23 protein-coding genes are annotated in these 23,742 nt (G+C 72.0%); 11 read left to right on the plus strand and 12 right to left on the minus strand.

Features of this window, described 5'->3' with window-relative positions:
* Positions 1-35: 35 nt before the first annotated feature.
* Complete coding sequence (locus ABZY12_RS31180) at positions 36-695, minus strand: class F sortase (protein WP_356896240.1); 660 nt, start codon at positions 693-695, stop codon at positions 36-38.
* Between the two features lie 378 nt (positions 696-1,073).
* Between ABZY12_RS31180 and ABZY12_RS31185 the strand changes: the two genes are divergently transcribed.
* Positions 1,074-1,604, plus strand: a complete 531-nt coding sequence (locus ABZY12_RS31185; RefSeq protein ID WP_356896242.1) for a hypothetical protein — start codon at positions 1,074-1,076, stop codon at positions 1,602-1,604.
* A gap of 163 nt (positions 1,605-1,767) precedes the next feature.
* Here the strand turns inward: ABZY12_RS31185 and ABZY12_RS31190 are convergent, their stop codons facing one another.
* From ABZY12_RS31190 to ABZY12_RS31200, 3 genes are all read right to left on the minus strand, one after another.
* Complete coding sequence (locus ABZY12_RS31190) at positions 1,768-2,337, minus strand: hypothetical protein (protein ID WP_356896244.1); 570 nt, start codon at positions 2,335-2,337, stop codon at positions 1,768-1,770.
* A 200-nt stretch (positions 2,338-2,537) separates the two neighbouring features.
* Entirely contained in the window at positions 2,538-3,302 is a 765-nt protein-coding gene (locus tag ABZY12_RS31195) for a hypothetical protein (RefSeq protein ID WP_356896246.1), read from the minus strand.
* A 22-nt stretch (positions 3,303-3,324) separates the two neighbouring features.
* Positions 3,325-3,912: a hypothetical protein gene (locus tag ABZY12_RS31200; protein WP_356896248.1), complete on the minus strand. Its 588-nt coding sequence runs from the start codon at positions 3,910-3,912 to the stop codon at positions 3,325-3,327.
* Positions 3,913-4,119: 207 nt separating this feature from the next.
* Here ABZY12_RS31200 and ABZY12_RS31205 point away from each other — a divergent pair, with 207 nt between their 5' ends.
* From ABZY12_RS31205 to ABZY12_RS31215, 3 genes are all read left to right on the plus strand, one after another.
* Positions 4,120-5,145 (plus strand): SCO0930 family lipoprotein, encoded by a 1,026-nt coding sequence (locus ABZY12_RS31205; RefSeq protein WP_356896250.1) that lies wholly within the window; start codon positions 4,120-4,122, stop codon positions 5,143-5,145.
* Between the two features lie 267 nt (positions 5,146-5,412).
* Complete coding sequence (locus ABZY12_RS31210; protein WP_356896252.1) at positions 5,413-6,225, plus strand: SAM-dependent methyltransferase; 813 nt, start codon at positions 5,413-5,415, stop codon at positions 6,223-6,225.
* Positions 6,222-8,387 carry an EAL domain-containing protein gene (locus tag ABZY12_RS31215; protein ID WP_356896254.1) on the plus strand — a complete coding sequence of 722 codons (2,166 nt, stop codon included), beginning with the start codon at positions 6,222-6,224 and terminating at the stop codon, positions 8,385-8,387. The genes ABZY12_RS31210 and ABZY12_RS31215 overlap by 4 nt, the downstream gene beginning before the upstream one ends.
* Before the next feature lie 121 nt (positions 8,388-8,508).
* Here ABZY12_RS31215 and ABZY12_RS31220 read toward each other — a convergent pair whose 3' ends face one another.
* Positions 8,509-9,387 (minus strand): LysR substrate-binding domain-containing protein, encoded by an 879-nt coding sequence (locus ABZY12_RS31220; protein ID WP_356896256.1) that lies wholly within the window; start codon positions 9,385-9,387, stop codon positions 8,509-8,511.
* 72 nt (positions 9,388-9,459) lie between these two features.
* On the opposite strand from ABZY12_RS31220, the gene ABZY12_RS31225 reads away from it, so the two are divergent.
* Genes ABZY12_RS31225 through ABZY12_RS31235 form a run of 3 tightly spaced genes read left to right on the plus strand, consistent with a single transcriptional unit; the run spans position 9,460 to position 12,879 of the window.
* Positions 9,460-10,188: a succinate dehydrogenase gene (locus tag ABZY12_RS31225; RefSeq protein WP_356896258.1), complete on the plus strand. Its 729-nt coding sequence runs from the start codon at positions 9,460-9,462 to the stop codon at positions 10,186-10,188.
* 1 nt (position 10,189) lies between these two features.
* Positions 10,190-12,136 carry a fumarate reductase/succinate dehydrogenase flavoprotein subunit gene (locus ABZY12_RS31230; RefSeq protein WP_356896260.1) on the plus strand — a complete coding sequence of 649 codons (1,947 nt, stop codon included), beginning with the start codon at positions 10,190-10,192 and terminating at the stop codon, positions 12,134-12,136.
* On the plus strand, positions 12,133-12,879 hold the full coding sequence (locus ABZY12_RS31235; RefSeq protein ID WP_356896262.1) for a succinate dehydrogenase/fumarate reductase iron-sulfur subunit: 747 nt from the start codon (positions 12,133-12,135) through the stop codon (positions 12,877-12,879). Before ABZY12_RS31230 ends, ABZY12_RS31235 begins: the two co-directional genes overlap by 4 nt.
* Before the next feature lie 55 nt (positions 12,880-12,934).
* Here ABZY12_RS31235 and ABZY12_RS31240 read toward each other — a convergent pair whose 3' ends face one another.
* Complete coding sequence (locus ABZY12_RS31240) at positions 12,935-14,062, minus strand: hypothetical protein (RefSeq protein WP_356896264.1); 1,128 nt, start codon at positions 14,060-14,062, stop codon at positions 12,935-12,937.
* Between the two features lie 110 nt (positions 14,063-14,172).
* Positions 14,173-15,192: an LLM class flavin-dependent oxidoreductase gene (locus ABZY12_RS31245; RefSeq protein ID WP_356896266.1), complete on the minus strand. Its 1,020-nt coding sequence runs from the start codon at positions 15,190-15,192 to the stop codon at positions 14,173-14,175.
* A 47-nt stretch (positions 15,193-15,239) separates the two neighbouring features.
* On the opposite strand from ABZY12_RS31245, the gene ABZY12_RS31250 reads away from it, so the two are divergent.
* On the plus strand, positions 15,240-15,728 hold the full coding sequence (locus tag ABZY12_RS31250) for a hypothetical protein (RefSeq protein WP_356896268.1): 489 nt from the start codon (positions 15,240-15,242) through the stop codon (positions 15,726-15,728).
* 113 nt (positions 15,729-15,841) lie between these two features.
* On the opposite strand, the gene ABZY12_RS31255 is transcribed toward ABZY12_RS31250, so the two are convergent.
* On the minus strand, positions 15,842-16,057 hold the full coding sequence (locus ABZY12_RS31255) for a dodecin (protein ID WP_356896270.1): 216 nt from the start codon (positions 16,055-16,057) through the stop codon (positions 15,842-15,844).
* Positions 16,058-16,320: 263 nt separating this feature from the next.
* Between ABZY12_RS31255 and ABZY12_RS31260 the strand changes: the two genes are divergently transcribed.
* From ABZY12_RS31260 to ABZY12_RS31270, 3 genes are all read left to right on the plus strand, one after another.
* Positions 16,321-17,568, plus strand: a complete 1,248-nt coding sequence (locus ABZY12_RS31260) for an extracellular solute-binding protein (protein ID WP_356896272.1) — start codon at positions 16,321-16,323, stop codon at positions 17,566-17,568.
* A 138-nt stretch (positions 17,569-17,706) separates the two neighbouring features.
* A complete protein-coding gene (locus tag ABZY12_RS31265; RefSeq protein WP_356896274.1) occupies positions 17,707-18,624 on the plus strand; it encodes a GNAT family N-acyltransferase in 918 nt (305 codons plus the stop codon).
* A gap of 83 nt (positions 18,625-18,707) precedes the next feature.
* A complete protein-coding gene (locus ABZY12_RS31270; RefSeq protein ID WP_356896276.1) occupies positions 18,708-19,502 on the plus strand; it encodes a lysophospholipid acyltransferase family protein in 795 nt (264 codons plus the stop codon).
* Here ABZY12_RS31270 and egtD read toward each other — a convergent pair.
* The 4 genes from egtD to egtA are packed head-to-tail and all read right to left on the minus strand — an operon-like array spanning position 19,397 to position 23,701.
* Positions 19,397-20,362: an L-histidine N(alpha)-methyltransferase gene (gene egtD / locus ABZY12_RS31275; protein WP_356896278.1), complete on the minus strand. Its 966-nt coding sequence runs from the start codon at positions 20,360-20,362 to the stop codon at positions 19,397-19,399. The genes ABZY12_RS31270 and egtD overlap by 106 nt on opposite strands.
* Entirely contained in the window at positions 20,359-21,126 is a 768-nt protein-coding gene (egtC, locus tag ABZY12_RS31280; RefSeq protein WP_356896280.1) for an ergothioneine biosynthesis protein EgtC, read from the minus strand. The genes egtD and egtC overlap by 4 nt, the downstream gene beginning before the upstream one ends.
* Positions 21,126-22,442 (minus strand): ergothioneine biosynthesis protein EgtB, encoded by a 1,317-nt coding sequence (gene egtB / locus ABZY12_RS31285; RefSeq protein WP_356896282.1) that lies wholly within the window; start codon positions 22,440-22,442, stop codon positions 21,126-21,128. Before egtB ends, egtC begins: the two co-directional genes overlap by 1 nt.
* Entirely contained in the window at positions 22,439-23,701 is a 1,263-nt protein-coding gene (gene egtA / locus ABZY12_RS31290) for an ergothioneine biosynthesis glutamate--cysteine ligase EgtA (RefSeq protein WP_356896284.1), read from the minus strand. Before egtA ends, egtB begins: the two co-directional genes overlap by 4 nt.
* Positions 23,702-23,742 lie beyond the last annotated feature (41 nt).

Below are 23,742 nucleotides of genomic sequence, written 5' to 3' on the forward strand. Positions count from 1 at the left end.
CCCCCGGGGAATCCGGGGGCCTTCGCCGTACGCGCTCAGCGCGAGCCGACCATGCGCGCGTAGACGACGACGTTGCCGTCGTAGCCGGTCGCCCGTGAGTAGCCGCCGCCGCAGGTGATGACCCTGAGCTCCGGCTCCCCGGTGTCGCCGTAGACCTGGACGCCGGGGAAGTTGTTCTTGGAGTACACCTCGACGCCGTAGATCTCGAAGACCGCGACCCGGCCGTCGTACCGCTCCACCTCGATGTGCTCGCCCTTGTGCAGCGCACCCAGGGAGTAGAAGACCGCCGGGCCGGTCGCGTTGTCGACATGGCCGACGATGATGGCCGTGCCGCGCTGCCCCGGCGCGATGCCGTTCTGGTACCAGCCGGCCAGGTTGGAGTCCTCCGGGGGCGGTGCCGCGATCCAGCCGTTCTCGTCGAGGCCCACCTCCATGATCGGGGCCGCGACCCTGATGGACGGGATCTTCACCCGCGAGGCCTGGGCGAACGGCAGCGCCTCCAGGCCCGAGGCGAGAGAGGGCGGAGCCCCGCTCGGGCGGGTGTCGGGAGCCGCGGCGGCCGCGGGCTGCGGCGGGCCGATCTCGACATCGACTCCATTGCGCATCATCGCCAGGCCGGACAGCATGACGAGAGCCAGGACGCCCCACGGTCGGCGTCTTCTCGGCTCAAAGACGCTGAAGTCCTTGGGGCTCATGGTTCTCCCTTCGTGGCGTCGTCAGAACGGTAAGGGTGGCGGGCCGGACCGGCGATCAGGGAAAGGCGAACGGGTGGCGGGGGCGTGGCGGCCGTGCTCGGCCGTCCGGTGCGCGCCGGGAGCACAGTCGTACCTCAGGGCGGGCCGGGTGACGAGAACGATGACCCATCCGAGTAATCATCAGATAAGCATGCTGACGGTCTGTGACCTGCGGCTCCGTCAGGTTCACCGGCCTTTCTCCCGGCGTGTCGCCTCACCGGGGTGGACCAGTGCCGAGATGCGGTGATCGTCCGCACTTGTGATGGTTCGTCATGGAAGGCGTACTCGTCGAATTTCCCGGGGCACCGCTTTGGGGCGTCTTCCACTGGAGGTTCAACCATGCGTGCTGCACGCACTCTGGCGGTGGCCGCCACCGCGATGGCGGTGGTCGGGCTCACGGCCCCTCTCGCCGCCGCCACGAACGGTCCCAGCAGTGTCACCGTCGGCTCTCTCAGCGCTCAGCGGGGAGGCGATTCCAAGAGCGTCACCGTGACGCCCTTCGCGGTCCACCAGGGGTCGACCATCACGATCACCGTCAGGGGCTGCCACGGCGGGACGGTCACGTCCGCCGCCTTCCCGACGACCACCCTCTCCGCGAACTCCAACGGGGTCTCCAGCGCCGTCGCCCGCATCCACAACAACGCCACGCCGGGCAAGCACAAGCTGACCGTCCACTGCGACGACAGCAACCGCGTGCTCACCCAGGAGTTCGTCGTCCTGGCCGGTCAGGGCGCGCAGGGAGGTATCGGCGGCTCGCTCGCGCCGAGCTCCACGGAGATGGCGGTCGGCAGTTCGCTCGTCGCCGCGGCCGCGCTCGGCGGCGGTCTGTTCATCGCCCGCCGGCGCCGTCTGAGCGGCGGAACCGTCTGACCGGCCGAACCTCCCGGTCGGCCGTGTACGCCGGTCGCCCCCGACTCCTGACTGTCCAGGACTCGGGGGCGACGGGTTTGTGCGATGGGGCGTGTGCGTTCGGGCGGGGTGTACGGGCGCGGTGGGGGCGGCGGGTTCCGGTGGAGGACACCGGTCCCCGCCGTCAGTGGCGCCGGGGCCGGTCGAGGCCGGACCGGCGTCGCACCACCACGTAGACCAGACCGGTGGCCGCGACGGCGACCAGTCCGGCACCGGCCGCCAGGGTGACCGTGTCGACCCCGCTGACGGAGCCGCCGAGGCCGCCTTGCACACCGCGCGGCGGAGTGAGGACGGTCGAGCCGGTCGTCGGGGTCGGGGACGCCGTGGTGCCGCTGATGGTCAGGGTCACGGTGTCCTGGACGCCGCCGGTGCAGTTGAACGAGACCGTGTAGACGGCGCCCCGCTTGGCGTCCCAGTCCACCACGGCGGTGGCCGAGGCTCCGGGGGGGATGGTCACGGTGTCGAAGATGCCCGCCGAAGCGGTCGCCGTGCTGCGGCAGCCGGGAGCGGTCAGTGTCACCCGGCCACCGGGCGCCACGAGCGAGGGGGAGACGACGAAATCGCCCGGAGCCTTGGCTCGGGGCGCGTTCTGGGCAGGGGCGGGGGCGCCGTCCGCCGCCGAGGCGAGGGGAGCGGCCAAGGCGAGGGCGGCCGCCCCCAGCAGGGCAGTGGACGCGGCACGTATCGCGCGCATGGTGTGTCCTCCGGGTCCTCGAGGAGCAGCCGCGGAAGCGGTTTCCGCGAAAGGGAAGGAAATGCACCTCGACGCCCGCAACGCTAGGAGCGCACTATCACAGCCGCGATCCCAGGCGGGCGAATGGGGCACGGATGTCCACCGTTCGGCTCAGGGAGCGCCCCATCCGGCCCCTGTCCCGGCCGTCCGCACCGGCCCGCTCAGCCGGTGAGCCGGGGGAAGAGGTCGGTGAACGGTGTGGCCGTCGCCGAGATCCCGCGCCCGAAGGGCGCGTCGAAGTCCCAGATCAGGAAGAGCAGAAACGCGATGAGCGCGCTGAACAGGCCCGCGAGCAGCAGCTCGCGCCCGGTGCGCCGGATCTGCAGCGTGAAGATCAGCCCGACCGTCACCAGCGCGCCGGTGATCAGGCCGAACCACACCACGCCCGGCATGGTCGCGCCCGCGCTCTGGCCCCGGGCGCCCCGGGCGTCGTCCGCCGCCGCCACCTGGTCCACCAGCGGCTGGTACGCCTGCCCCTCGTGGTCGTTCGCGGGCCGGTAGTCGGTCACGCTCCGGCGCACCTGCTGGAGCAGTTCGGTGCCCGTCTCGCTGAGTTCGCCGTGCTCGGACATGTGGCGCCACTCGTCGTCGACGACGAAGGCGACGTAAGCGTCGACGTCGGCGCGGATCCGGGCGCGGACGTCGGCGGGGTAGACCTCGACCCGTTCCGAGACCTCGTGCAGAGCCTGGGCCTCCTGGCGCACGGTCTCCTGGGCGGCGCTGCGGGCCTCCCAGACGCCGGCGATGGCCAGGCCGAGCACGATCGCGTACACCACGCCGATCATCATCGTCATGTACTCCATGACGTCGGGGGTCTCGGTGGGATCGTCGTCGTCGGGGATCCTCCGGTTGTTGATGACGACGATGGTGAGGACGACGGCGCAGGCGGCGGCCATCGCGATGGTGAGGACGAGCCATTCGGACATGGTGGGTTTCCTTCGACGGGGCTCAGCGGGAGCGGGGGCGCAGGATCGCGGTCGCGAGCACCGCCGGGGCGAGGACGAGCAGCGTCATGGACATGAGCGAGGGGCCGCCCTCGGGTTCGGGCCGCGGGGCGCGGCGGTAGGCGGGCAGGGCGACGGGGGTCGGGGCAGGCGGCCTCGGCCGCAGGGAGGGCGTCGGCGTCGGGGCGGGCGGAGGCGGCGGAGGCGTCGGCGCCCGAGCCGGGGGTGGCGGTGGGGCCGGCTTCGGCGGGGGCGGTGGGTCCGCCCGTACGGGAGGCGATGGCTCGGGCTCCGGCGACGGGGGCTGCGGCGGAGGCTCCGGCGGCGGGGGCTGCGGCGGAGGCTCCGGCGGCGGAGGCTCCGGCGTCGGGGGCTGCGGCGTCGGGCTGGGCGCGGGGCACGTCGGCTCCGGCGGGGCGGGGGTCGGCGAGCACGCGCCCGGCCCGGCGACCGCGACCGAGATGTTCGAGCCGCCGGGCCCGGTCGAGGCATAGGCGCAGGCATCGGCGGCGGCGGGCGCCGGAGTGGCCAGCAGCCACAGCAGCGCGGCGGCCGCCAAGGGCCGCGCGAGGATCGATCCGTACTGGGACACGCCGAAGATCATGATTACAAAGCCGGTGCGCCACGCGGGAAATGGCCCTGATTCCCCGGATGGAGGGGTTCTCGAAGGGCGCCGGTTTGACCTTTCGGCGGAAGATTCTTCGTCGCCCCTTGAGCACGACGCGCTCGCGCCGCGTATCCAATGCCGGGAACGGCGCCCGACGCCACTCCAACAAGCCATGAAGCAAGGGGAGTTGACATGAGGACCTGGCGGAACACGGCACTCGCGCTGACGGCGGCGGCCGTTCTGGCGCTGACGACGGCGTGCGGTCAGGAGCAGGGTGGCCAGTCGATCGGCGATGCCCCCGCCGGGGCGGCGAACCCGGCCGGGGCGCCCGCGGAGAACGGCTACGCCTCCGGCGGATACGCCTCGGGGGGCTACGGATCCGGCAGCGACTCCTCCGGCGGTACGGGGGCGGGTGCGGCCGCGCCCGCCGGGCAACTCGTCGCTGCCGACACCAAGCGGCTCGGCAAGGTGGTCACCGACAGCAAGGGCTTCACCCTCTACCGCTTCGACAGGGACTCCGCGAGCCCGCCCCGGGCCACCTGCGAGGGCGACTGCGCGACGGCGTGGCCCGTGGTGAGTCCGGAGGGCGCCAAGCCGCCCGCCGGCGTGGACCCGTCGCTGCTCGGCGAGGTGACCCGCGCCGACGGCAGCAAGCAACTCACGCTCGACGGCTGGCCGATGTACCGGTACGCCAAGGACGTACAGCCCGGTGACGTCAACGGCCAAGGTGTCGGCGGCACCTGGTTCGCGGCCGCTCCCGACGGAAAGAAGGCCGCGCCGGCCGCGGAGACTGGCGGAGGAGATGATTCCGGTACAGTCGCGGAGATCGGTGGAGGGAATGATTCCGCTACGGCCGCCGCCGGGCTCTCGGTGCGAAAGGATCCCAAGCTCGGTGACATCGTGGTGGATTCGCGCGGAATGACGGTTTATCGCTTCACCAAGGATTCCGCCTGGCCCATGAAGACGGCCTGCACCGGGCCCTGTCTGAAGAAGTGGCCGGTTGTCGCCCCCGTGGACAAGAACGACACCGAGGGCATCACCCGCAAGGGCTACGTCACCTTCAGCCGCCCCGACGGCGTCAAGCAGCAGACCATCGACTGCTGGCCCCTGTACACCTTCGCCGGGGACGAGGAGCCCGGAGACACCAACGGCCAAGGTGTGGGCGGCACCTGGTACGCCGTGTCCCCCGAGGGGAAGCTGGTCGGAGCGCCCCAGTAGGTCCCCCCGCCGCGCTCCGGCCTGTCGGGCCCGCCGCCACGACCTCCCGTGGCGGCGGGCCCGACGCACGTCCATATGCACGTGAATTTGCACGGTCCGAAGGCGTGAAGTCTTCGTTCGACTCGCACGTGCCAATGGCGTGTGACCAAGAACGGACCGCGAATTTCCGTTTCTGCTCGCTCTCTCGGCGGGCGATCAGTAGCCTCGGCTCGAACACCGGCCGCGAACACATGGCCGCACCCCCGTGGCGACTTGTTGGAGACATTGATGGAGCGTCCCGCCTGGGCTCCGCCGGGTATCGATATTTCGGTGCCGAGCGTGTCCCGTATGTACGACTTCTATCTGGGCGGCTCGCACAATTTCGAAGTGGACCGGGAAGCGGCCCGCAAAGCCATGGAGTTCGTGCCCGGCCTCCCCAAGGTCATGCAGGCGAACCGGGCGTTCATGCGCCGGGCCGTACGGTTCGCCGTCCAACAGGGCGTCACCCAGTTCCTGGACATCGGGTCCGGCATACCGACCTTCGGCAACGTCCACGAGGTCGCCCAGGCCGCCAGCCCCGACGCCCGCGTGGTGTACGTCGACCACGACCCGGTCGCCGTCGCCCACAGCGAGGCCGTCCTGGCGGGCGACGAACGCTCCACCGTCGTCGCCGCCGACCTGCGCAAGCCGCGGGAGATCCTGAACAGCCCCGAGGTGGGCCGGCTTCTCGACCTCGACAAGCCGGTGGCCCTGCTCCTGGTCTCCGTCCTGCACTTCGTGGAGGACGCGGACGAGCCGCAGCAGGCCGTCGCCGAGCTCGGCGAGGCACTCGCCCCCGGCAGTCTCCTGATCATCAGTCACGCCGGCTACGAGGGCATACCCCTGCCCCAGGAGCGGGTGGGCGGAGCGGTCGACGTCTACCGGGACATCCGCAACCCCCTGGTGATGCGGACGCGTGAGGAGGTCCAGCGCTTCTTCGACGGGTACGAGATGGTCGAACCCGGCCTCGTGTTCATGCCCGACTGGAGGCCCGACGGCCCGGTCGACCAGGAGGATCCGTACGCCTTCTCGGGCTTCGCAGGGGTGGGGCGCAAGGCGTGAAGCTGCCGTCTCAACCGTCCGGTTCCGGCGCGGAACCGGACGACGTCGAGGACAGACTCAGGCGGTTCGTGACCATCTGGAGCCGGGCCATCTTCCCGGTCACCGCCACCTCGCTGACCCGCGCCGAGTTCGAGGGCCATCTGCTGCCGCTGGCACGCTCCTTGAGCGCCGCGCTGCACGGCAGACCCTTCGACACCGCCCCCGCCCACCGCGCGGGCGCGGGCCTGGTGGCCGCCCACTGCACGGACCCGGACGCCCTCAGCCGTACCCTCGGCGTCGTCGACTCCTACCTCGTGCTCTACTGCGGCACCGCGCGGGACACGCCGAGCGAGGAGCTGCGGGCCCGCTGCGCGCGGCTGCAGCACGCGATGGCCGCCGGGTTCGCCCAAGCCCTGCGCGAGCGGACCCTCGTCGAGCAGGAGGCCATCGCCCGCTCCGCGCTCTCCGCCCGCAGCGCCGCCGAAGTCGCCCTGCACGCCACGGAGAGCCGCTTCCGGGCCGTCTTCGACGGCGCCGCGATCGGGATCGGCATCGCGGACCTCGACGGCAACGTCCTGGAGGTCAACGAGACCCTCACCCGGATGTTCGGCGGCCTGGAGCACCACGTCCGCAGCCGCAACATCAGCGAATGGGGCCATCCCGAGGACGGCCCGCACGTCTGGCGGCTCTACGACGAGCTCGTCCGCGGCGAACGCGAGCACTACCGGGTCGAGAAGCCGTACTACCGCGGCGACGGCACCGTCCTGTGGACCAACCTCACCGTCTCGCTGCTGCGGGACGCCGAGGGGTTCCCCCAGTACCAGCTCGCGCTGATGGAGGACACCACCGAGCGACGGCTGCTCAACCTCCGGCTGCGCTACGAAGCCACCCACGACGCGCTCACCGGACTGCCCAACAGGACCCTGTTCTTCGAACGCCTGGAGAAGGCGCTCGCACCGGCCGACGGCGCCCGCTTCGGGCTCTGCTACCTCGACCTCGACGGCTTCAAGGCCATCAACGACAGCCTCGGCCACTCGGCCGGCGACCGGTTGCTCGTCGAGGTCGCCGACCGGCTGCAGAGCTGCGCGACCGCGCCCGGCGAGATGGTGGCCCGGCTCGGCGGTGACGAGTTCGTCGCCCTCACCACGGGCGCCGGGACCGAACGGGGTGTCGTGGAGCTGGCGAACCGTATCCTCGCGGTGCTCGCCACCCCCGTCCGGATCGACGGCCGCGAACTGACCGTGCGCGGCAGCGTCGGCGTCGTCGAGGGACCGGCCGGGGAGCGGACCCCGGCCGAGGTGCTGCGCAGCGCCGACATCACGATGTACCGCGCCAAGTCGGCGGGCGGCAACCGCTTCGAGTTCGCCGACGCGGAGGCCGACGCCCGCGCCATCACCCGGCACGGGCTGACCACCGCCCTGCCGGCCGCGCTGGAGCGTGGCGAGTTCTTCATCGAGTACCAGCCGCTCGTCCACCTCGGCGACGGCAGCGTGCACGGCGCGGAGGCGCTCGTCCGGTGGTGCCATCCGCAGCACGGTGTGCTCGGGCCCGACCGGTTCATCCCGCTCGCCGAGAACACCGGACTCATCGTGCCGCTCGGCCGATGGGTGCTTCAGGAGGCGGTACGCCAAGCCCGGTTCTGGCAGACCCGGCACTCCGACGGGGGGCCGCTGCGGATCAACGTCAACCTCTCGCCGACCCAGCTGCACCACCCGCGTCTGGTCGCCGACACGGTCGACGTCCTGGAGCGCTCCGGCCTGGAGCCGGGGGCGCTGTGCCTGGAGGTCACCGAGTCGGCGCTGATCGGCGCCGACGACGACCTGCTCAAGCCGCTGCGGCAGCTCGCCGAGATGGGCGTGGACATCGCGCTCGACGACTTCGGCACCGGCTACTCCAACCTCGCCAATCTGCGCCGTCTGCCGGTGAGCGTCCTGAAGCTGGACCGTTCCTTCACCCGGGGCATGCAGCAGCACCCGGCGGACCCGGTCGACCTCAAGATCGTCGAAGGCATCGTCTCGCTGGCGCACAGCCTGGAGCTCGCGGTGACGGTGGAGGGCGTGGAGACGGGCGCCCAGGCGCAACAGCTCCGGGAGCTCGGCTGCGACACGGCCCAGGGCTGGTACTACGCGCGCCCGGGGGCCCCGGACCGGATCCACTCCCTGGTCCTGGCGGACGCGGTATAGCCGACAACGTGCGTCGTCGTGGGCGACCGTTCCACTGGGGCGATGGGGGTCCTCCCGGACGAAGTCCGCCCTGGGGGACCCCCATGCGGGACGATTGCCCACAACCCGGCAGCCGGCCGTTTCAGGTGGAGCGGAGCAGGAGCTTCTGGAGTTCGCGGGCCGCCCGGGGCGGGGCCACGTCGCTGCGGTGCGCGAGCGCGATCGTGCGCCGCAGGCCCGGGCGGGCCAGGGCCGTGACCCGCAGGTCGCGCCCGGCCCGCGCCGCCACCATGGCGGGCACCACCGCGACCCCCAGACCCGCCCGTACGAAACCGAGCACCGCGTCCATCTCGCCGCCCTCGACCGTGAACGAGGGCTCGAAGCCCTCCGCCCGGCACGCGGCCACCGTCAGCTCCCGCAGGTCGTAGCCGTGCCGGAACATCACCAGGGGCTGGTCGCGCAGATCCGCGATCCGCACCGGCCGCCGCGGGGCCGGCGAGGCAGCCGAAGAGACCACCACCAGGTCCTCCCGCAGCAGCTCCACCGTCGTCAGCGCCGGTGACGGGGTCGGCAGCGGCAGCACCACCAGCGCCAGATCGAGCGCGCCGCGGGCCAGCTCCCGTACGAGGTCGTGCGAGCCGCCCTCCTCGATCAGCAGACGGATCCCCGGGTGCAGATCGTGGAAGGCGCGCAGCACGTCCGGCAGCAGACCCGTGCACAGACTCGGCGTCGCGCCGAGCCGCACCCGCCCGCGCTTCAGCTGCGCCAGCTCCTGCACCTCGTGCCGCGCCGTGTCCGTGTCGGCGAGGATCCGCCGGGCCAGCGGCAGCAGCGCCTCACCCGCGTCCGTCAGCGTGATGTTCCCCCGCGCCCGGCTGAACAGCTCCGCCCCGAGCTCCTGCTCCAGCGCCTTGATCTGCTGGGACAGCGACGGCTGCGAGACGTGCACCCGCTCCGCGGCGCGGGTGAAGTGACGGGTCTCGGCGACGGCCACGAAGTAGAGGAGCTGCTGGAACTGCATAGGCTCAGCCTATCGAGATGAGCCGGACCATGTCTTGGACCTCTCGGCCCTCCCGGCCCTAGCGTCTGGGGCATGGCTCTGGCAACGAAGACGACGGACCGGGGGACCGGCCGACCACCGTCCCCGACGCGCTCGCGCGGCTTCTGGGGATCGACACTCGGCAAGAAGACGGTCATGGCCGTCAGCGGTCTGCTCATGCTCGGCTATCTCGTCGCCCATGTGATGGGCAACCTCAAGGTCTTCTTCGGCCCCGAGGAGTTCAACGCGTACGGCCACTGGCTGCGCACCATGGGCGCCCCCGTCCTGCACCACTCCTGGGCGCTGTGGCTCGTACGGATCGTGCTCCTCGCCGCCGTCGTCGCCCATGCCGTCTCCGCGTACCAGCTCAGCCGGCGCGACATCAAGGCCCGCCCCACCGCCTATGCGCACCGGCGCAGGAAGGCGAGCTACGCCACCCGCACCATGCGCTGGGGCGGCGTCATCGTCGCCCTCTTCATCGTCTGGCACATCCTCGACCTGACCACCGGCACCGCGCACCCGGGCGGCTTCCAGGAAGGCCACCCGTACCAGAACGTCGTGGACACCTTCTCCACCTGGTACGGCAACGTCGTCTACATCGTCGCCATGCTCGCCGTCGGCCTGCACGTCCGCCACGGCTTCTGGAGCGCGGCCCAGACCCTCGGTGTCGGCAACGCGCGCCGCGAGCGGACCCTGAAGGTGCTCGCCAACGGGCTCGCCCTCGCCCTGACCGTGGGCTTCGTCTCCGTACCCGTCGCCGTCATGACCGGAGTGGTGAGCTGACATGAGCTTCCTCGACTACGAAGTCGGCGCCCGCCTCGCCGACGAGAAGGCCCCCGCCGGACCCGTCGCCGAGCGCTGGGACACCCGCCGCTTCCAGGCCAGGCTGGTCAACCCCGCCAACCGGCGCAAGCACACCGTCATCGTCGTCGGTACCGGCCTCGCCGGCGGCTCCGCCGGCGCCACCCTCGCCGAACAGGGCTACCACGTCGTCCAGTTCTGCTACCAGGACTCCCCGCGCCGCGCCCACTCCATCGCCGCCCAGGGCGGCATCAACGCCGCCAAGAACTACCGCAACGACGGCGACTCCATCCACCGCCTCTTCTACGACACCGTCAAGGGCGGCGACTTCCGCGCCCGCGAGTCCAACGTCCACCGCCTCGCCCAGATCTCCGTCGAGATCATCGACCAGTGCGTCGCCCAGGGCGTCCCCTTCGCCCGCGAGTACGGCGGACTGCTCGACACCCGCTCCTTCGGCGGCGTCCAGGTCTCCCGTACCTTCTACGCCCGCGGCCAGACGGGCCAGCAGCTCCTCCTCGGCGCCTACCAGGCGCTGTCCCGGCAGATCGCGGCGGGCAACGTCGAACTGCACGCCCGTACCGAGATGCTGGACCTGATCGTCGTCGACGGACGGGCGCGCGGCATCGTCGCCCGCGATCTGGTCACCGGGCGGATCTCCACCCACTACGCCGACGCGGTCGTGCTGGCGAGCGGCGGCTACGGCAACGTCTTCTACCTGTCGACCAACGCCATGAACTCCAACGCCACCGCCGTCTGGCGGGCCCACCGGCGCGGAGCGTACTTCGCCAACCCCTGCTTCACCCAGATCCACCCCACCTGCATCCCGCGCACCGGCGACCACCAGTCCAAGCTGACGCTGATGAGCGAGTCGCTGCGCAACGACGGCCGCATCTGGGTCCCCAAGGCGCGCGGCGACCAGCGGCCGGCCGCCGAGATCCCCGAGGACGAGCGCGACTACTACCTGGAGCGGATCTACCCCTCCTTCGGCAACCTCGTCCCGCGTGACATCGCCTCCCGCGCCGCCAAGAACGTCTGCGACGAGGGGCGCGGCGTCGGGCCCGGCGGCCAGGGCGTCTACCTCGACTTCGCCGACGCCATCAAGCGGATGGGCCGCAAGGCCGTCGAGGAGAAGTACGGCAACCTCTTCGACATGTACGAGCGGATCACCGCCGAGAACCCGTACGAGGTGCCGATGCGGATCTACCCCGCCGTGCACTACACGATGGGCGGGCTCTGGGTCGACTACGACCTCCAGACCACCGTGCCGGGCCTGTTCGCCATCGGCGAGGCCAACTTCTCCGACCACGGGGCCAACCGCCTCGGCGCCTCCGCGCTGATGCAGGGCCTCGCCGACGGCTACTTCGTCCTGCCGTCCACGATCAACGACTATCTGGCCCGCCACCCGTCGAGCGAGCCGCTCGACGACGACCATCCCGTCGTCCGGGAGGTGTTGGCCGAGACCGAGGACCGGATCAACCTCCTGCTCTCCGTGGACGGCGACCGCACGCCGGACTCGTTCCACCGCGAACTGGGCGAGGTCATGTGGGAGTTCTGCGGCATGGCCCGTTCGGACGAGGGCCTGCGCAAGGCGCTCGACCGCATCCCGCAGATCCGCGAGGAGTTCTGGCGCCGGATCAAGGTCCCGGGCACCGGCGAGGAGTTCAACCAGTCGCTGGAGAAGGCCAACCGCATCGTCGACTACCTGGAGCTCGCCGAGCTGATGTGCCTCGACGCCCTGCACCGGGCCGAGTCCTGCGGCGGCCACTTCCGCGAGGAGTCCCAGACCCCGGACGGTGAGGCGGCCCGGCGCGACGAGGAGTTCTCGTACGTCGCCGCCTGGGAATTCCGGGGCACCGGTGACGCCCCCGTCCTGCACAAGGAAGACCTCGTCTTCGAGTACGTCCACCCCACCCAGCGGAGCTACGCATGAAGCTCACCCTGCGCGTCTGGCGCCAGAAGAACGCCGACGCCGAAGGCGCCATGGCCACCTACGAGGTGGACGGCATCTCCTCCGACATGTCCTTCCTGGAGATGCTCGACACCCTCAACGAGGAGCTCATCCTCCGCGGCGAGGACCCGGTCGCCTTCGACCACGACTGCCGCGAGGGCATCTGCGGCGCGTGCAGCCTCGTCATCGACGGCGAGGCCCACGGCCCCGAGCGCACCACCACCTGCCAACTCCACATGCGGTCCTTCCGCGACGGCGACACGATCGACATCGAACCCTGGCGCGCCGCGGCCTTCCCCGTCGTCAAGGACCTCGTCGTCGACCGCTCCGCCTTCGACCGCGTCATCCAGGCCGGCGGTTACATCAGCGCCCCCACCGGCGCGGCGCCCGAGGCCCACGCGACCCCGGTCCCGAAGGCCGACGCCGACTTCGCCTTCGAGCACGCCGAATGCATCGGCTGCGGCGCGTGCGTGGCGGCCTGCCCGAACGGCTCGGCGATGCTCTTCACCTCGGCGAAGATCAACCACCTGAACGTGCTCCCGCAGGGCGCGCCGGAGCGCGAGACACGGGTTCTCGACATGGTGGCCCAGATGGACGCGGAGGGCTTCGGCGGCTGCACGCTGACGGGGGAGTGCGCGACGGCCTGCCCGAAGGGCATCCCGCTGCCCTCGATCGCGGCGATGAACAAGGAGTGGCTGCGGGCGCGGCGGAAGGTCCGCGGCTGAGCCCGGCCGCCGACCGCCGCCGGGTTCAGCGGGCCGCCGACCGCCACCGCCGGGCTCAGCAGTTCAGGGTGAGGGGTGGCCGCCAGATCTGCCCGTCGCCAGGCACGCCAGGAGTCGGCGCGTACCTGAGCGGCACGAGGTGCGTGGCGGCCCCCGCCTCGTTGCGGGTCCCGAGCCACAGGTCGATGATCTGCCAGGGCCGACCGTCGAGGACCGTCACGGTGCGAGGCTGCCCGCCGCACGAGTTCGCGTGGAACGCGCGACGTCCGAACAGTGGGGCGCCCCACCCGACGTTGCCCGGCGCCGACCAGCCGTCGTAGAGGCTCGGGGCCGTGGCGTAGCCGATGGGTGTACCGGCGCAGTAGCCACAGCCGTGGTCGGAGTAGGTGAGGACGTACCGCCGGTGGACGCGGTCCCAGTAGCCCCCGGGCCCCTCCGCCTTGCTGATGCCGGCGACCCGCTCGACCCCCCGGCCCGGAGTGCCTCCGCTGCCCCACCGGTTGAGCTCCTGGATGGAGAGCGCCGCCGTGCCGGGTCTGGTGCAGACGAGGGCAGGGCGGGCTCCCGGCGTGCCGGAGTCGATGAGACCGAAGTCGCCGTTGCCCCGGCAGATGTCGAGGTCCGGCTTTTTGTACGACCCGAAGGGCGACCCGGCTTCCGGACCGCACGGCCCCACCGGACCGTTGCAGCCCATGACGTTGTAGGCGTTCTCGGCCCCCATCGAATACTGGCGGGGCGCGTTGAACCACAGAATGTACGCGCCGTCGTCCTTGCCCCAGCCCTTCCGCCGGATCATGCGGGGGTTGAAGCAGCCCTGGCCGGTCCGGCCGCAGGTCTCCTGCCAGGACTGGAGCGTCGAGGGGTCGAGGGACGTCGTGGAGAACAGCAGCCGGGGTTCGCTCCACGGTCCCTGCGGCTTCCGGGCCGTGCTGACACCGAAGCCGCACCACTTCGTGCCGCGGACCAGCCACTGGAATCCGCAGCCGTACATGCTGCCGTACATGAAGTAGCGCCGACCGAACTTGACGATCTGCGCGTCGTGGAGGTCGATGCCGGAGATCGTGAACGACTTCGGCACCGACGCGGTGCTGTGCTGGTCGCCGGTGGACGGAGCCGCGGCAAGGGCCGTCGTCGGCGTCGACAGGAAGAGCAACACTGTGGCCAGGAATCGGCGGAAACGCACAGCACATTTTCATCTATTCGGTCAGGGGAAGAGGCGCGCGACACGACACTCGCCTGCCCTTGTCGCGGTTCCGAGCCGCGGGACCGATCCGCGACCCCGACCGTTCGGTATCAGGCGTCCGCGCCGGTCAGGCCCGCGACGCGGGCGAGCCGGCGGTACGAGTCGAGCAGCGCGCCGCGGTCGTACGTACTGGTCGTCACCAGCACCTCCTGCGCCCCGGTCTCCTTCACCACCCGCTCCAGCGCCTCGGTGACCCGCTCCTCCGTGCCGTACAGATGGCCCTGGAGCCCCGACTCGAAGAACCCGCGCTGTTTCTCCGTCATCGGCAGCCCCTCGATCCGCTCGGCGGGCATCAGCGGCGGGAAGACGCCCCGCGTGCGCGAGTACGCCAGGGACCACGCCTCCGGAACCAGCAGCCGCCGGGCCTCCTCCTCGCTCCCCGCCACGGCCACCGTGCCCGCGACGACGACGTACGGCTCCTCCGCCCAGGCCGACGGGCGGAAACCGGACCGGTACGCGTCGATCGCCGTCAGCAGCCGTTCCCGGCCACGCAGATCGCCGATGACCAGCGGCAGCCCCGCCTCGGCGGCGAGGGAGGCACCCTCTCCGGTCGCGAGGACGTACGGCGGGACCTTCAGCCCCTCCGCCGGGCGGGCGTGCACCTGGGGATGGGCGGTCTGGGTGCCCGTGAACCAGCCCAGCAGCTCGGTGAGCTGCTCCCCGAACCGTTCGGCGTCCTCCTTGTCCCGGCCCAGAGCCCGCCGGATCCCGTCCGTGAAGCCGACCGAGCGGCCGAGCCCCATGTCGATCCGGCCGGGGAACAGCGCCTCCAGGACGCCGAACTGTTCGGCGACGACCATCGGCTGGTGGTTGGGGAGCATCACCCCTCCCGTACCGACCCGGATGGCCGAGGTCGCGCCGGCCACGGCGGCGGCCAGCACGGTCGGCGCCGATCCCGCCACGCCCGGCACGCTGTGGTGCTCCGAGACCCAGAAGCGGTGGTAACCGAGCTCCTCCGCCTCCCGCGCGAGGCGTACGGTGTCACGCAACGCCTGAGCGCCGTCCTCGCCCTCCCTGGTGCGGGAGCGGTCGAGGACGGAGAAGCGGATGCCGTCGAGTGAAGAGGTCACGCCCGGTTCAACGTCCTCGCGCCACGAGGATTCCCTAGGCTGGCGCCGTGACGCGAATCAGCAGGCCAGTGGCCGTCTTCGACCTCGACAACACGCTCTCCGGCACCGCCCACCGCCAGCACTTCCTGGAGCGCCGGCCCCGCGACTGGGACGGCTTCTTCGCGGCCGCGCCCGACGATCCGCCGCTCGCGAAGGGCGTCGAGCTCTGCCTGGAGGCGGCGCGGGAATGCGAGATCGTCTATCTCACCGGGCGCCCCGAGCGCTGCCGCCGCGACACCGTCGCATGGCTGGCCGCCCAAGGTCTGCCGGAGGGCCGGATCCACATGCGGCGCGACACCGACCGCCGCCCGGCGCGTGTGACCAAGCTGGAGATCCTGCGCAGGCTCGGCCGGGAGCGTGAGATCCGGATGCTCGTCGACGACGACGACCTGGTCTGCGACGCGGCGGAGGCCGCGGGCTTCACGGTCGTACGGGCCCGCTGGGCCGTGCCGTCCGCGGAGCTGAAGGACGCCCAGGAGAGGGAGGGCCGCACCTGACGGGACCGGGCAGGCCGTCGGCGCCCGCGCCGACGCGCGGGCCTGTCACTTCCGGTCATGAGGGTGCGGCCTGTTGCTCGTGCCCGTCGCTTCCGGTCGTCGACTCGCCGTCGTCACCCGCCGTCCTCCAGGCGGAAGCCGACCTTCAGACCGACCTGGTAGTGCTCGATCTCCCCGTTGACGATGTGGCCGCGGACCTGCGTCACCTCGAACCAGTCGAGGGACCGCAGCGTCTGCGCGGCACGGCCGATGCCGTTGCGAATGGCCTGGTTGACGCCTTCCGTGGAAGTGCCGACGATCTCGGTGACGCGGTAGGTGTGGTTCGACATGGGGGCCGAACTCCTCTCGATGGGGTCATTCCACCGTGCCCCACCACGCCCCGGTCCGCGACACGTCGCGCGCCGGGTGGCCGGCACGACCGCGGGCGGGGCGTCGCGCTCGCCCGGAGCGGGATCGTCCAGGACTTGACCACCCCGTTGGTCCAGACCAGAATCCAGGCCACATACCCGCGCGAACACCCCGTTCGTTCCCCCCACGTCGGGTCAGCTCCTCATGCCGCACTCCATTTCATGGAACGCAGAAGGTGACCTACGTGAAGAACCGCCCTCTCGTCTGCCCTCTCGCCGCCGCGACCGCCCTCGCCCTCACGGGCTGCGGGCTCCTGCCCGGCGGGGACCAGAGCCGCACGGTGAGCGTCTGGCTGATGCGGGACAGCGTCAGCGAGGACTTCCTCAAGCGTTTCACCGCGGCGTACGAAGCCGAGCACGAGGGCGTGAAGCTGCGGTTCACGTTCCAGGAGTGGACCGGCATCGGCAAGAAGGTCACCGAGGCGATCCAGGGGCCCGGCGGCCCGGACGTCATCGAGGTCGGCAACACCCAGGTCGCCCAGTACGCGGACACCGACAAGCTCTTCGACCTGACCCTGGAGTCCGTGCGCGACCTCGGCAGCGAGGACTGGCTGCCCGGCCTCGCCGAACCCGGCCGGATCGCGGGCTCCCAGTACGGCATCCCCTGGTACGCGGCCAACCGGGTCGTGATCTACCACAAGGACCTCTTCGCGGCGGCCGGCGTCACCGAGCCGCCGGCCACCCGCGCCGAGTGGCTCGACGACACCGAGAAGCTCAACCGCGACGGCTCCCAGGGCATCTACCTCGCGGGCCAGGACTGGTACACGCTGGCCGGCTTCATCTGGGACGAGGGCGGCGAACTGGCCGACGACAAGGGCGGAGACTGGACCGGCGCCCTGGACAGCCCGGCGGCGCTGCGCGGCATGGACTTCTACAAGGACCTGCAGTCCCTCGGCTCGGGCCCCAAGAACGCCGACGAACAGACACCGCCGCAGGCGGAGGTCTTCGCCAAGGGAGACGTCGCCCAGATCATCGCCACGCCCAGCGCCGTCTCCGCCATCACCCGGGCGAACCCGGCGCTCAAGGGCAAGCTCGGCTTCTTCCCGATCCCCGGCAAGAAGGCCGGAGAGCCCTGCGCCGTCTTCACCGGCGGATCCGACCTGATCATCCCGGAGAACGCGCCCGAGCGGACCGCCGCCATCGACGTCGTGAAGGCCCTGGCGGGGGAGAAGTGGCAGACCGAACTCGCCCGCGCCATGAACTACGTTCCCAACAAGACGTCGCTCTCCTCCGTCGTCGAGGGTCAGGAGGCCACCGCCGTCATGGCCGTCGGAGCGGCGCGCGGCCGGGCCACGCCCAACTCCCCCCAGTGGGCCGACGTCGAGGCCGCCAACCCCATCAAGCCGTACATGACGGCGGTGCTCCAGGGAGAGGATCCGAAGCGGGCGGCGGAGTACGCCTCCGAGCAGATCACCCAGGCGCTCGCCGAATAGCATTCAGCGCATCCACACCCGCGAGCCCCCGAACGGTCACGTCGAATCCAGCCGGTCACGGAAGAAGTAAGGAGCCGGACCACCGCCCCGCGCGGCCCGGCCCTCACCGTCCCCTTCCGTACGCCGGAGGAGCCCGACATGCCCGCACCGTCGCCCGCAGTCGCCGTCGCACCCGCCGTCGCACCCGCTGTCCCGGTCCCGGCCGGCGTCCCGGTCCGGGCCGGCGCCACCACCATCCCGCCGGGCGCCCCGGTCCCGCCCGGCCTCCTCGCCGGCGGTGTCCCCGTCGAGGCCGTGGCGCCCGCCGGGCCGGCCGGGGACCCGCAGCCCCGCTACGTCGTCTGCCTCGCCCGCGACCAGGAGGACGTCCGCGCCGCCCAGCGGCTGCGCCACCAGGTCTTCGCCGGCGAGATGGGCGCACGCCTCGACGGGCCGGAACCCGGCCTGGACATGGACGCCTTCGACGCGTACTGCGACCACCTGCTGGTACGCGAGGAGACCACCGGCGAGGTCGTCGGAACGTACCGGGTCCTGCCGCCGGACCGCGCCCGGATCGCCGGACGCCTCTACTCCGAGAGCGAGTTCGACCTCGGCCGGCTCGAGTCCGTCCGCGACGACCTCGTCGAGGTCGGCCGCTCCTGCGTCCACCCGGCCCACCGCAACGGCGCCGTCATCGCCCTCATCTGGGCCGGACTCGCCCGCTACATGACCCGCACCGGCCACAACTGGCTGGCCGGCTGCTGTTCGATACCGCTCGCCGACGGGGGCAGGCTGGCCGCGGCCACCTGGGACACCGTCAAGGCCAAGCACCTCGCCCCGGAGGAGTACTGGGTCACCCCGCACAAGCTCTGGACCCCCGACGGCGTCGCCCGCCCCGAGGGCCGCACCGAACTCCCGCCGCTGCTGCGCGGCTACCTCCGGCTCGGCGCCTGGGTCTGCGGAGCCCCCGCACACGACGTGGACTTCGGCGTCGCCGACCTCTACGTCCTGCTCTCGCTGCGCAACACCAACCCCCGCTATCTGCGCCACTTCCTCTCCCTCGCACCGGCGCAGTGAGCGCGGCCCCGTCCCCCTGGCTGCCGGCCGCCCCCTGCACCCCCGGCCGGTGCGGCGCGCACCACGGTCCCGGGTGCGCCACCGTGCGACCCGCCAGAGCGGTGGCGCGGCTGACCGCCGGCCTCGCCGTGGTCCTCGTCGGAGTGCTGCTGGCCCCGCTGACGGCGCTGCTGCCGGCCGACGCCCGGCGGCGCCCGGCGCGGTGGTGGTGCCGGGCGGTGATACGGGCCTTCGGGGTAACCATCAGGGTCACCGGCGCTCCCGCCCCCGCCCAGGGCCCCCTCCTCGTCGTCGCCAACCACATCTCCTGGCTGGACATCCCACTCGTCGCCGCCGTCCTGCCCGGTCGCATGCTCGCCAAGCGGGAGGTCCGGGCGTGGCCCGTGCTCGGGCCGCTCGCGGCCCGGGGCGGCACTCTCTTCATCGAGCGCGACCGGCTGCGGGCCCTGCCCGGCACCGTCCGGGAGATGACCCGGGCGCTCGCCGCCGGCGGACGGGTGATCGTCTTCCCCGAGGGTTCCACCTGGTGCGGGCGGGCCGGCGGCACCTTCCGCCCAGCCGCCTTCCAGGCCGCGCTGGACGCGGGGGCCGTCGTGCAGCCGGTACGGCTCGACTACCGGCCCGCCGGGCCCGCCGCGTTCGTGGGCGAGGATCCGCTGGCCGCGTCTCTGTGGCGGATCGCGGCGGCCAGGGGGCTCGTCGCCGAGGTCCGGGTATTGGATCCGATATCCAGCGTCCAATATCCGGACCGACGCAGCCTCGCCCGCGCGGCTCAGCGCGCCGTCGCCAGCGACAGCGCGAACCGTCCCTCCGCGTCCGTCCACCAGTGGGTCGGCTCCAGTCCGGCCGCCGTCAGCTCCGCACGCACGCCCGCCTGACGGAACTTCGCCGACACCTCCGTCCGCACCTCCTCACCCTTCTCGAACGACACCACCAGATCCAGCTCACGCACCTTCACCGTGAGCGCGTGGCGGGCCCGCAACCGCATCTCGATCCACTCCTGCTCCCGGTTCCAGAGCGCGACATGGTCGAAGTCCTCCGGCCGCACGTCGGCGTCCAGCTCACGGCCGATCACGGCCAGCACGTTCTTGTTGAACGCGGCCGTCACCCCGGCCACGTCGTCGTACGCGGCGACCAGCGTCGCCTCGTCCTTCACCAGGTCCGTGCCGAGCAGCAGGGCGTCGCTCGGCGTCATCATCGCCCGCACCGAACGCAGGAACACCCTCCGCTCGGCCGGCAGGAGATTGCCGATCGTGCCGCCGAGGAAGGCGATCAGGCGCGGCCCGGGCGTCCCCGGCAGCGCGAGCCCCCGCGTGAAGTCGGCGACCAGCGCGTGCAGGTGTAGCCCCGGCCGCTCCGCGAGCAGCGCCTCGGCCGCCCCGGTCAGCGCCGACTCGCTCACGTCGACCGGCACATAGCTGTCCAGGCCGGGCAGCAGCGCGTCGATCAGGAACCGGGTCTTCTCCGACGAACCGGAGCCCAGTTCCACCAGGGTCCGCGCGCCGGTGGCCGCCGCTATGTCCGGCGCCCGCGCGGCCAGGATCTCCCGTTCGGCACGGGTCGGGTAGTACTCGGGGAGCCGGGTGATCTCCTCGAACAGCTCACTGCCGCGCGCGTCGTAGAACCACTTCGGCGGCAGCTCCTTGGGGGTACGGGTCAAGCCGTGCAGCACGTCGGCGCGCAGAGCGGCGTCGGTGGCGTCCTCGGGAAGGGTGCGGGTCAGCTGGAACGGGCTCACGCGGAGGGCTCCTTGAGCGGGGACAGGGTGACGTCGGTGCGGGTGGCGGACAGCAGAGTGCGGTCCGGCACCTCGCGCCAGAGCGGATCGTCGTCGTAGGGCTCGGACGCCACGACCGTGCGCGGCGCGCCGCTCCGGTCGGGGCCCGTCAGATAGAAGAGCGTGTTCCCCCAGGTCGTGGCGGTGATCTCGGAGCCGTCCGTGACGAGCAGGTTCAGCCGGGAGCCGGGGGCCGCCCCGGCGGCCTCCCGCACGGTGTCGCAGAGCGCCCGCCCCGGCGCGTCGCCGGCCCGCAGCCGGTGCAGCACCAGCCCCCACAGCAGGGCCGAGTCCGTCCGTGCCTCCAGCCGGAGCAGTTCCCCGGCCGACAGCGCCGCCGCCGGGCCGACCATCGACTCCGGCCAGCCTTCGACCGCGCCGTTGTGGCTGAACAGCCACGGCCCCGCGCCGAACGGGGCCGCCGCGGCCTCCCCGTCGGCACCGGGCCGGGTGGCACCCCGGACGGCCGCGAGCAGGGCGCCGCTGCGCACCACCCGGGCGAGATCGGTGAAGGACGTGTCGGCCCAGACCGGCACCGCCCGGCGGTAGCGCGCGGGGACCGGGTCGTCCTCCGCGTACCAGCCCACCCCGAACCCGTCCGCGTTCACCACGCCACTGACCTGGGTGCGCGGCGCCCACGCCTGCCGGCACAGGGAGTGCTCCGGCCGGAGCACGAGCTCCCCGAGGGCGACCGGCTCGCCGAGATAGGCGACATGACGGCACATCAGGAGATCTCCGCGTCCCGTGCGGTACGGAAACCGGAGAAGATCTGGCGACGCACCGGCAGGTCCCAGTTGCGGAACGTGCCCCGGCAGGCGACCGCGTCGACGGCGAACGACCCGCCGCGCAGCACCTTGTGCGCGGGGCCGAAGAAGACCTCGGAGTACTCCTTGTACGGGAAGGCCCGGAAGCCCGGATACGGCAGGAAGTCGCTGGACGTCCACTCCCACACGTCCCCGATCAACTGCCGTACACCGAGCGGCGACGCGCCGTCCGGGTAGCTTCCCGCCGCAGCCGGCCGCAGGTGCCGCTGGCCGAGATTCGCGTGGGCCGGAGCCGGGTCCGCATCACCCCAGGGATAGCGCCGGGAGCGCCCGGTCGCCGGATCGTGACGGGCCGCCTTCTCCCACTCCGGCTCCGTGGGAAGCCTGCGTCCGGCCCAGCGGGCGAAGGCGTCCGCCTCGTACCAGCTGACATGCACCACGGGCTCGTCCTCGGGAACGGGCTCCGTCACCCCGAACCGGCGGCGCAGCCACTGGCCGCCCGCCCGGCGCCAGAACAGCGGCGCCTCGATGTCGTGCCGCCGGATCTGTGCCCAGCCCTCCGGCCGCCACCAGCGTTCGTCGGTGTAGCCGCCGTCCGCGACGAACGCCATGTAGGCGCCGTTGGTGACCGGCACGGTGTCGATGAAGAACGACGGGACGACCCGGGTGTGGGCCGGGCGTTCGTTGTCCAGTGCCCACGGCTCGTCGGAGGTCCCCATCGTGAACGGGCCGCCCGGGACGAGGATTTCGGCGGGCAGCGGCCCACCGTGCGTCGTCGGCGGCGGGGGCGCCGTCAACGCCGTCGGTCCCTTGCGCAGCTGATGGGTGATCAGCATGGTCTCGTCGTGCTGCTGTTCGTGCTGGGCGATCATCCCGAAGGCGAAGGCCGCCTCCACCAGCGGGCGGCCCTCCAGCGGGGTGCGCTCCAGGACGTCCAGGACCCGACGGCGTACGTCCGAGGCGTAGGCGCGCGCCTCGGCGGGGGGCAGCAGCGGCAGGGACGGGCGGCTGGCGCGAGGATGCTCGAAGGCGTCGTAGATCGAGTCGATCTCGGGTCGCAGCGCGTCACGCCCGGCGACCGCCCGCCACAGCCACTGTTCCTCCTGGTTGCCGATGTGCGCCAGGTCCCACACCAGAGGTGACATCAACGGCGAGTGCTGCGCGGTGAGTTCGTCGTCCTCGACGCACGAGGTGAGGAGCGCGGTGCGCTTCCGAGCCGTGGTGAGAGCGTCGAGCGCCCGCCGCCGCAGCGTCGTCGGATCGTCGGTCACGGTCATGACGTCACCTTCCGGAGTTCGTCCGCCGGGCAGCTGCCGGGAATCACGTACCGCTCGTGGAAGGCGGCCACCGCCCGCTGGACGGAGTCGCTCGCCCCCAGCCGGGGGAGCGCCTCCAGAGCGGCCGGGAACGCCACCAGGGCGGCGGCGTGCAGATCGGGATCGGCCAGCCCGTCACGGGCCGCCGCCAGCCAGAGCGGATTGCGCGGAGCGGCTCCCGAACCCGCGTACTCCGCAAGCGGTTTGACGGCTCGGTATACCGTCTCGGCGGCCTCCGGATCGTCGAAGAGCGCGGCGGTCACGGCCACCGGCACGATCCAGCCGTCCACACCGGGCTGCGCGTCGATCATCCGCAGCTCCAGATGGCCGCGCGGCCGTACGGGAGGGAAGAGGGTGGTCAGGTGGTAGCGCAGGTCCTCCTCATCGACGGGGCGTGGCCGCCCCGTGCGCAGCCACTCCCGGAAGGTCAGCCCTTCCGGTACGGCCCACGCCCCTTCGTCGGCCCGTACGCACAGCACCGGGGTGTCGAGCACATGGGCCGCCCACGCCGCGCGCGGCTCACCGTCCAAGTCGGGCGGGGCGAGCGCGCGGTCCGGGTCGAGATCGGTCCACAGGGCCTGCCGGGTGGAGCGCCATCCGGTGCGACGGCCGCCGTGGAGAGGCGAGTTGGCGAACGCGGCCACCAGGACCGCGCCGAGGAGATGGGCCAGCTGCCAGCGGCGGTGGTAGCCGAGCGGGCCCGGCTCCTCCAGCCCGGCGTCCAGACAGACCTGCACCGACGCCGACTCGCACATCATGGCCCGGCCGGCCGGGCCGTTGCGAGCGAGGACGAGTTCCATCGCGTCGTAGCGGGGCTCGCGCAGCAGCCGCTCGCGGGGGGCGTGCCAGGGGTCGACGCCGTAGCCGCCGAGCGACAGTCCGAGGGGGCCGAGCGCGTCGCGTACCGCGCGGAGATCGGCCGAGAGAGTGCCGACACACTCCATGAGGGAGGCGGCGGGCGGCGAGCTGAGCTCCAGCTGTCCGCCGGGTTCGAAGGTCAGTGCCGAGGCCAGCGGCAGGGTTCGTACGGTGTCGAGGGCGGAAGCCAGCCGCCGCGACGGGACGGGGAGCCGCGGGTCACGCAGTTCGTGGAGGAGCCACTCCACCTCCACCCCGATCGTGCGGGGCGGTCCCGTCTTGAAGCAGATACATCGCAGCAGATCCTCCGCCTCGTCCTCGGTCAAGGGCGGACCGCCCGGCGGTATGCCGCTCGACGCCATGTCGGATCCTCCTGTCGTGGAAGGCGCTGACTCCACCTAAA

The organism is Streptomyces sp. NPDC006551 (assembly GCF_040611675.1).
GTDB lineage: Bacteria > Actinomycetota > Actinomycetes > Streptomycetales > Streptomycetaceae > Streptomyces.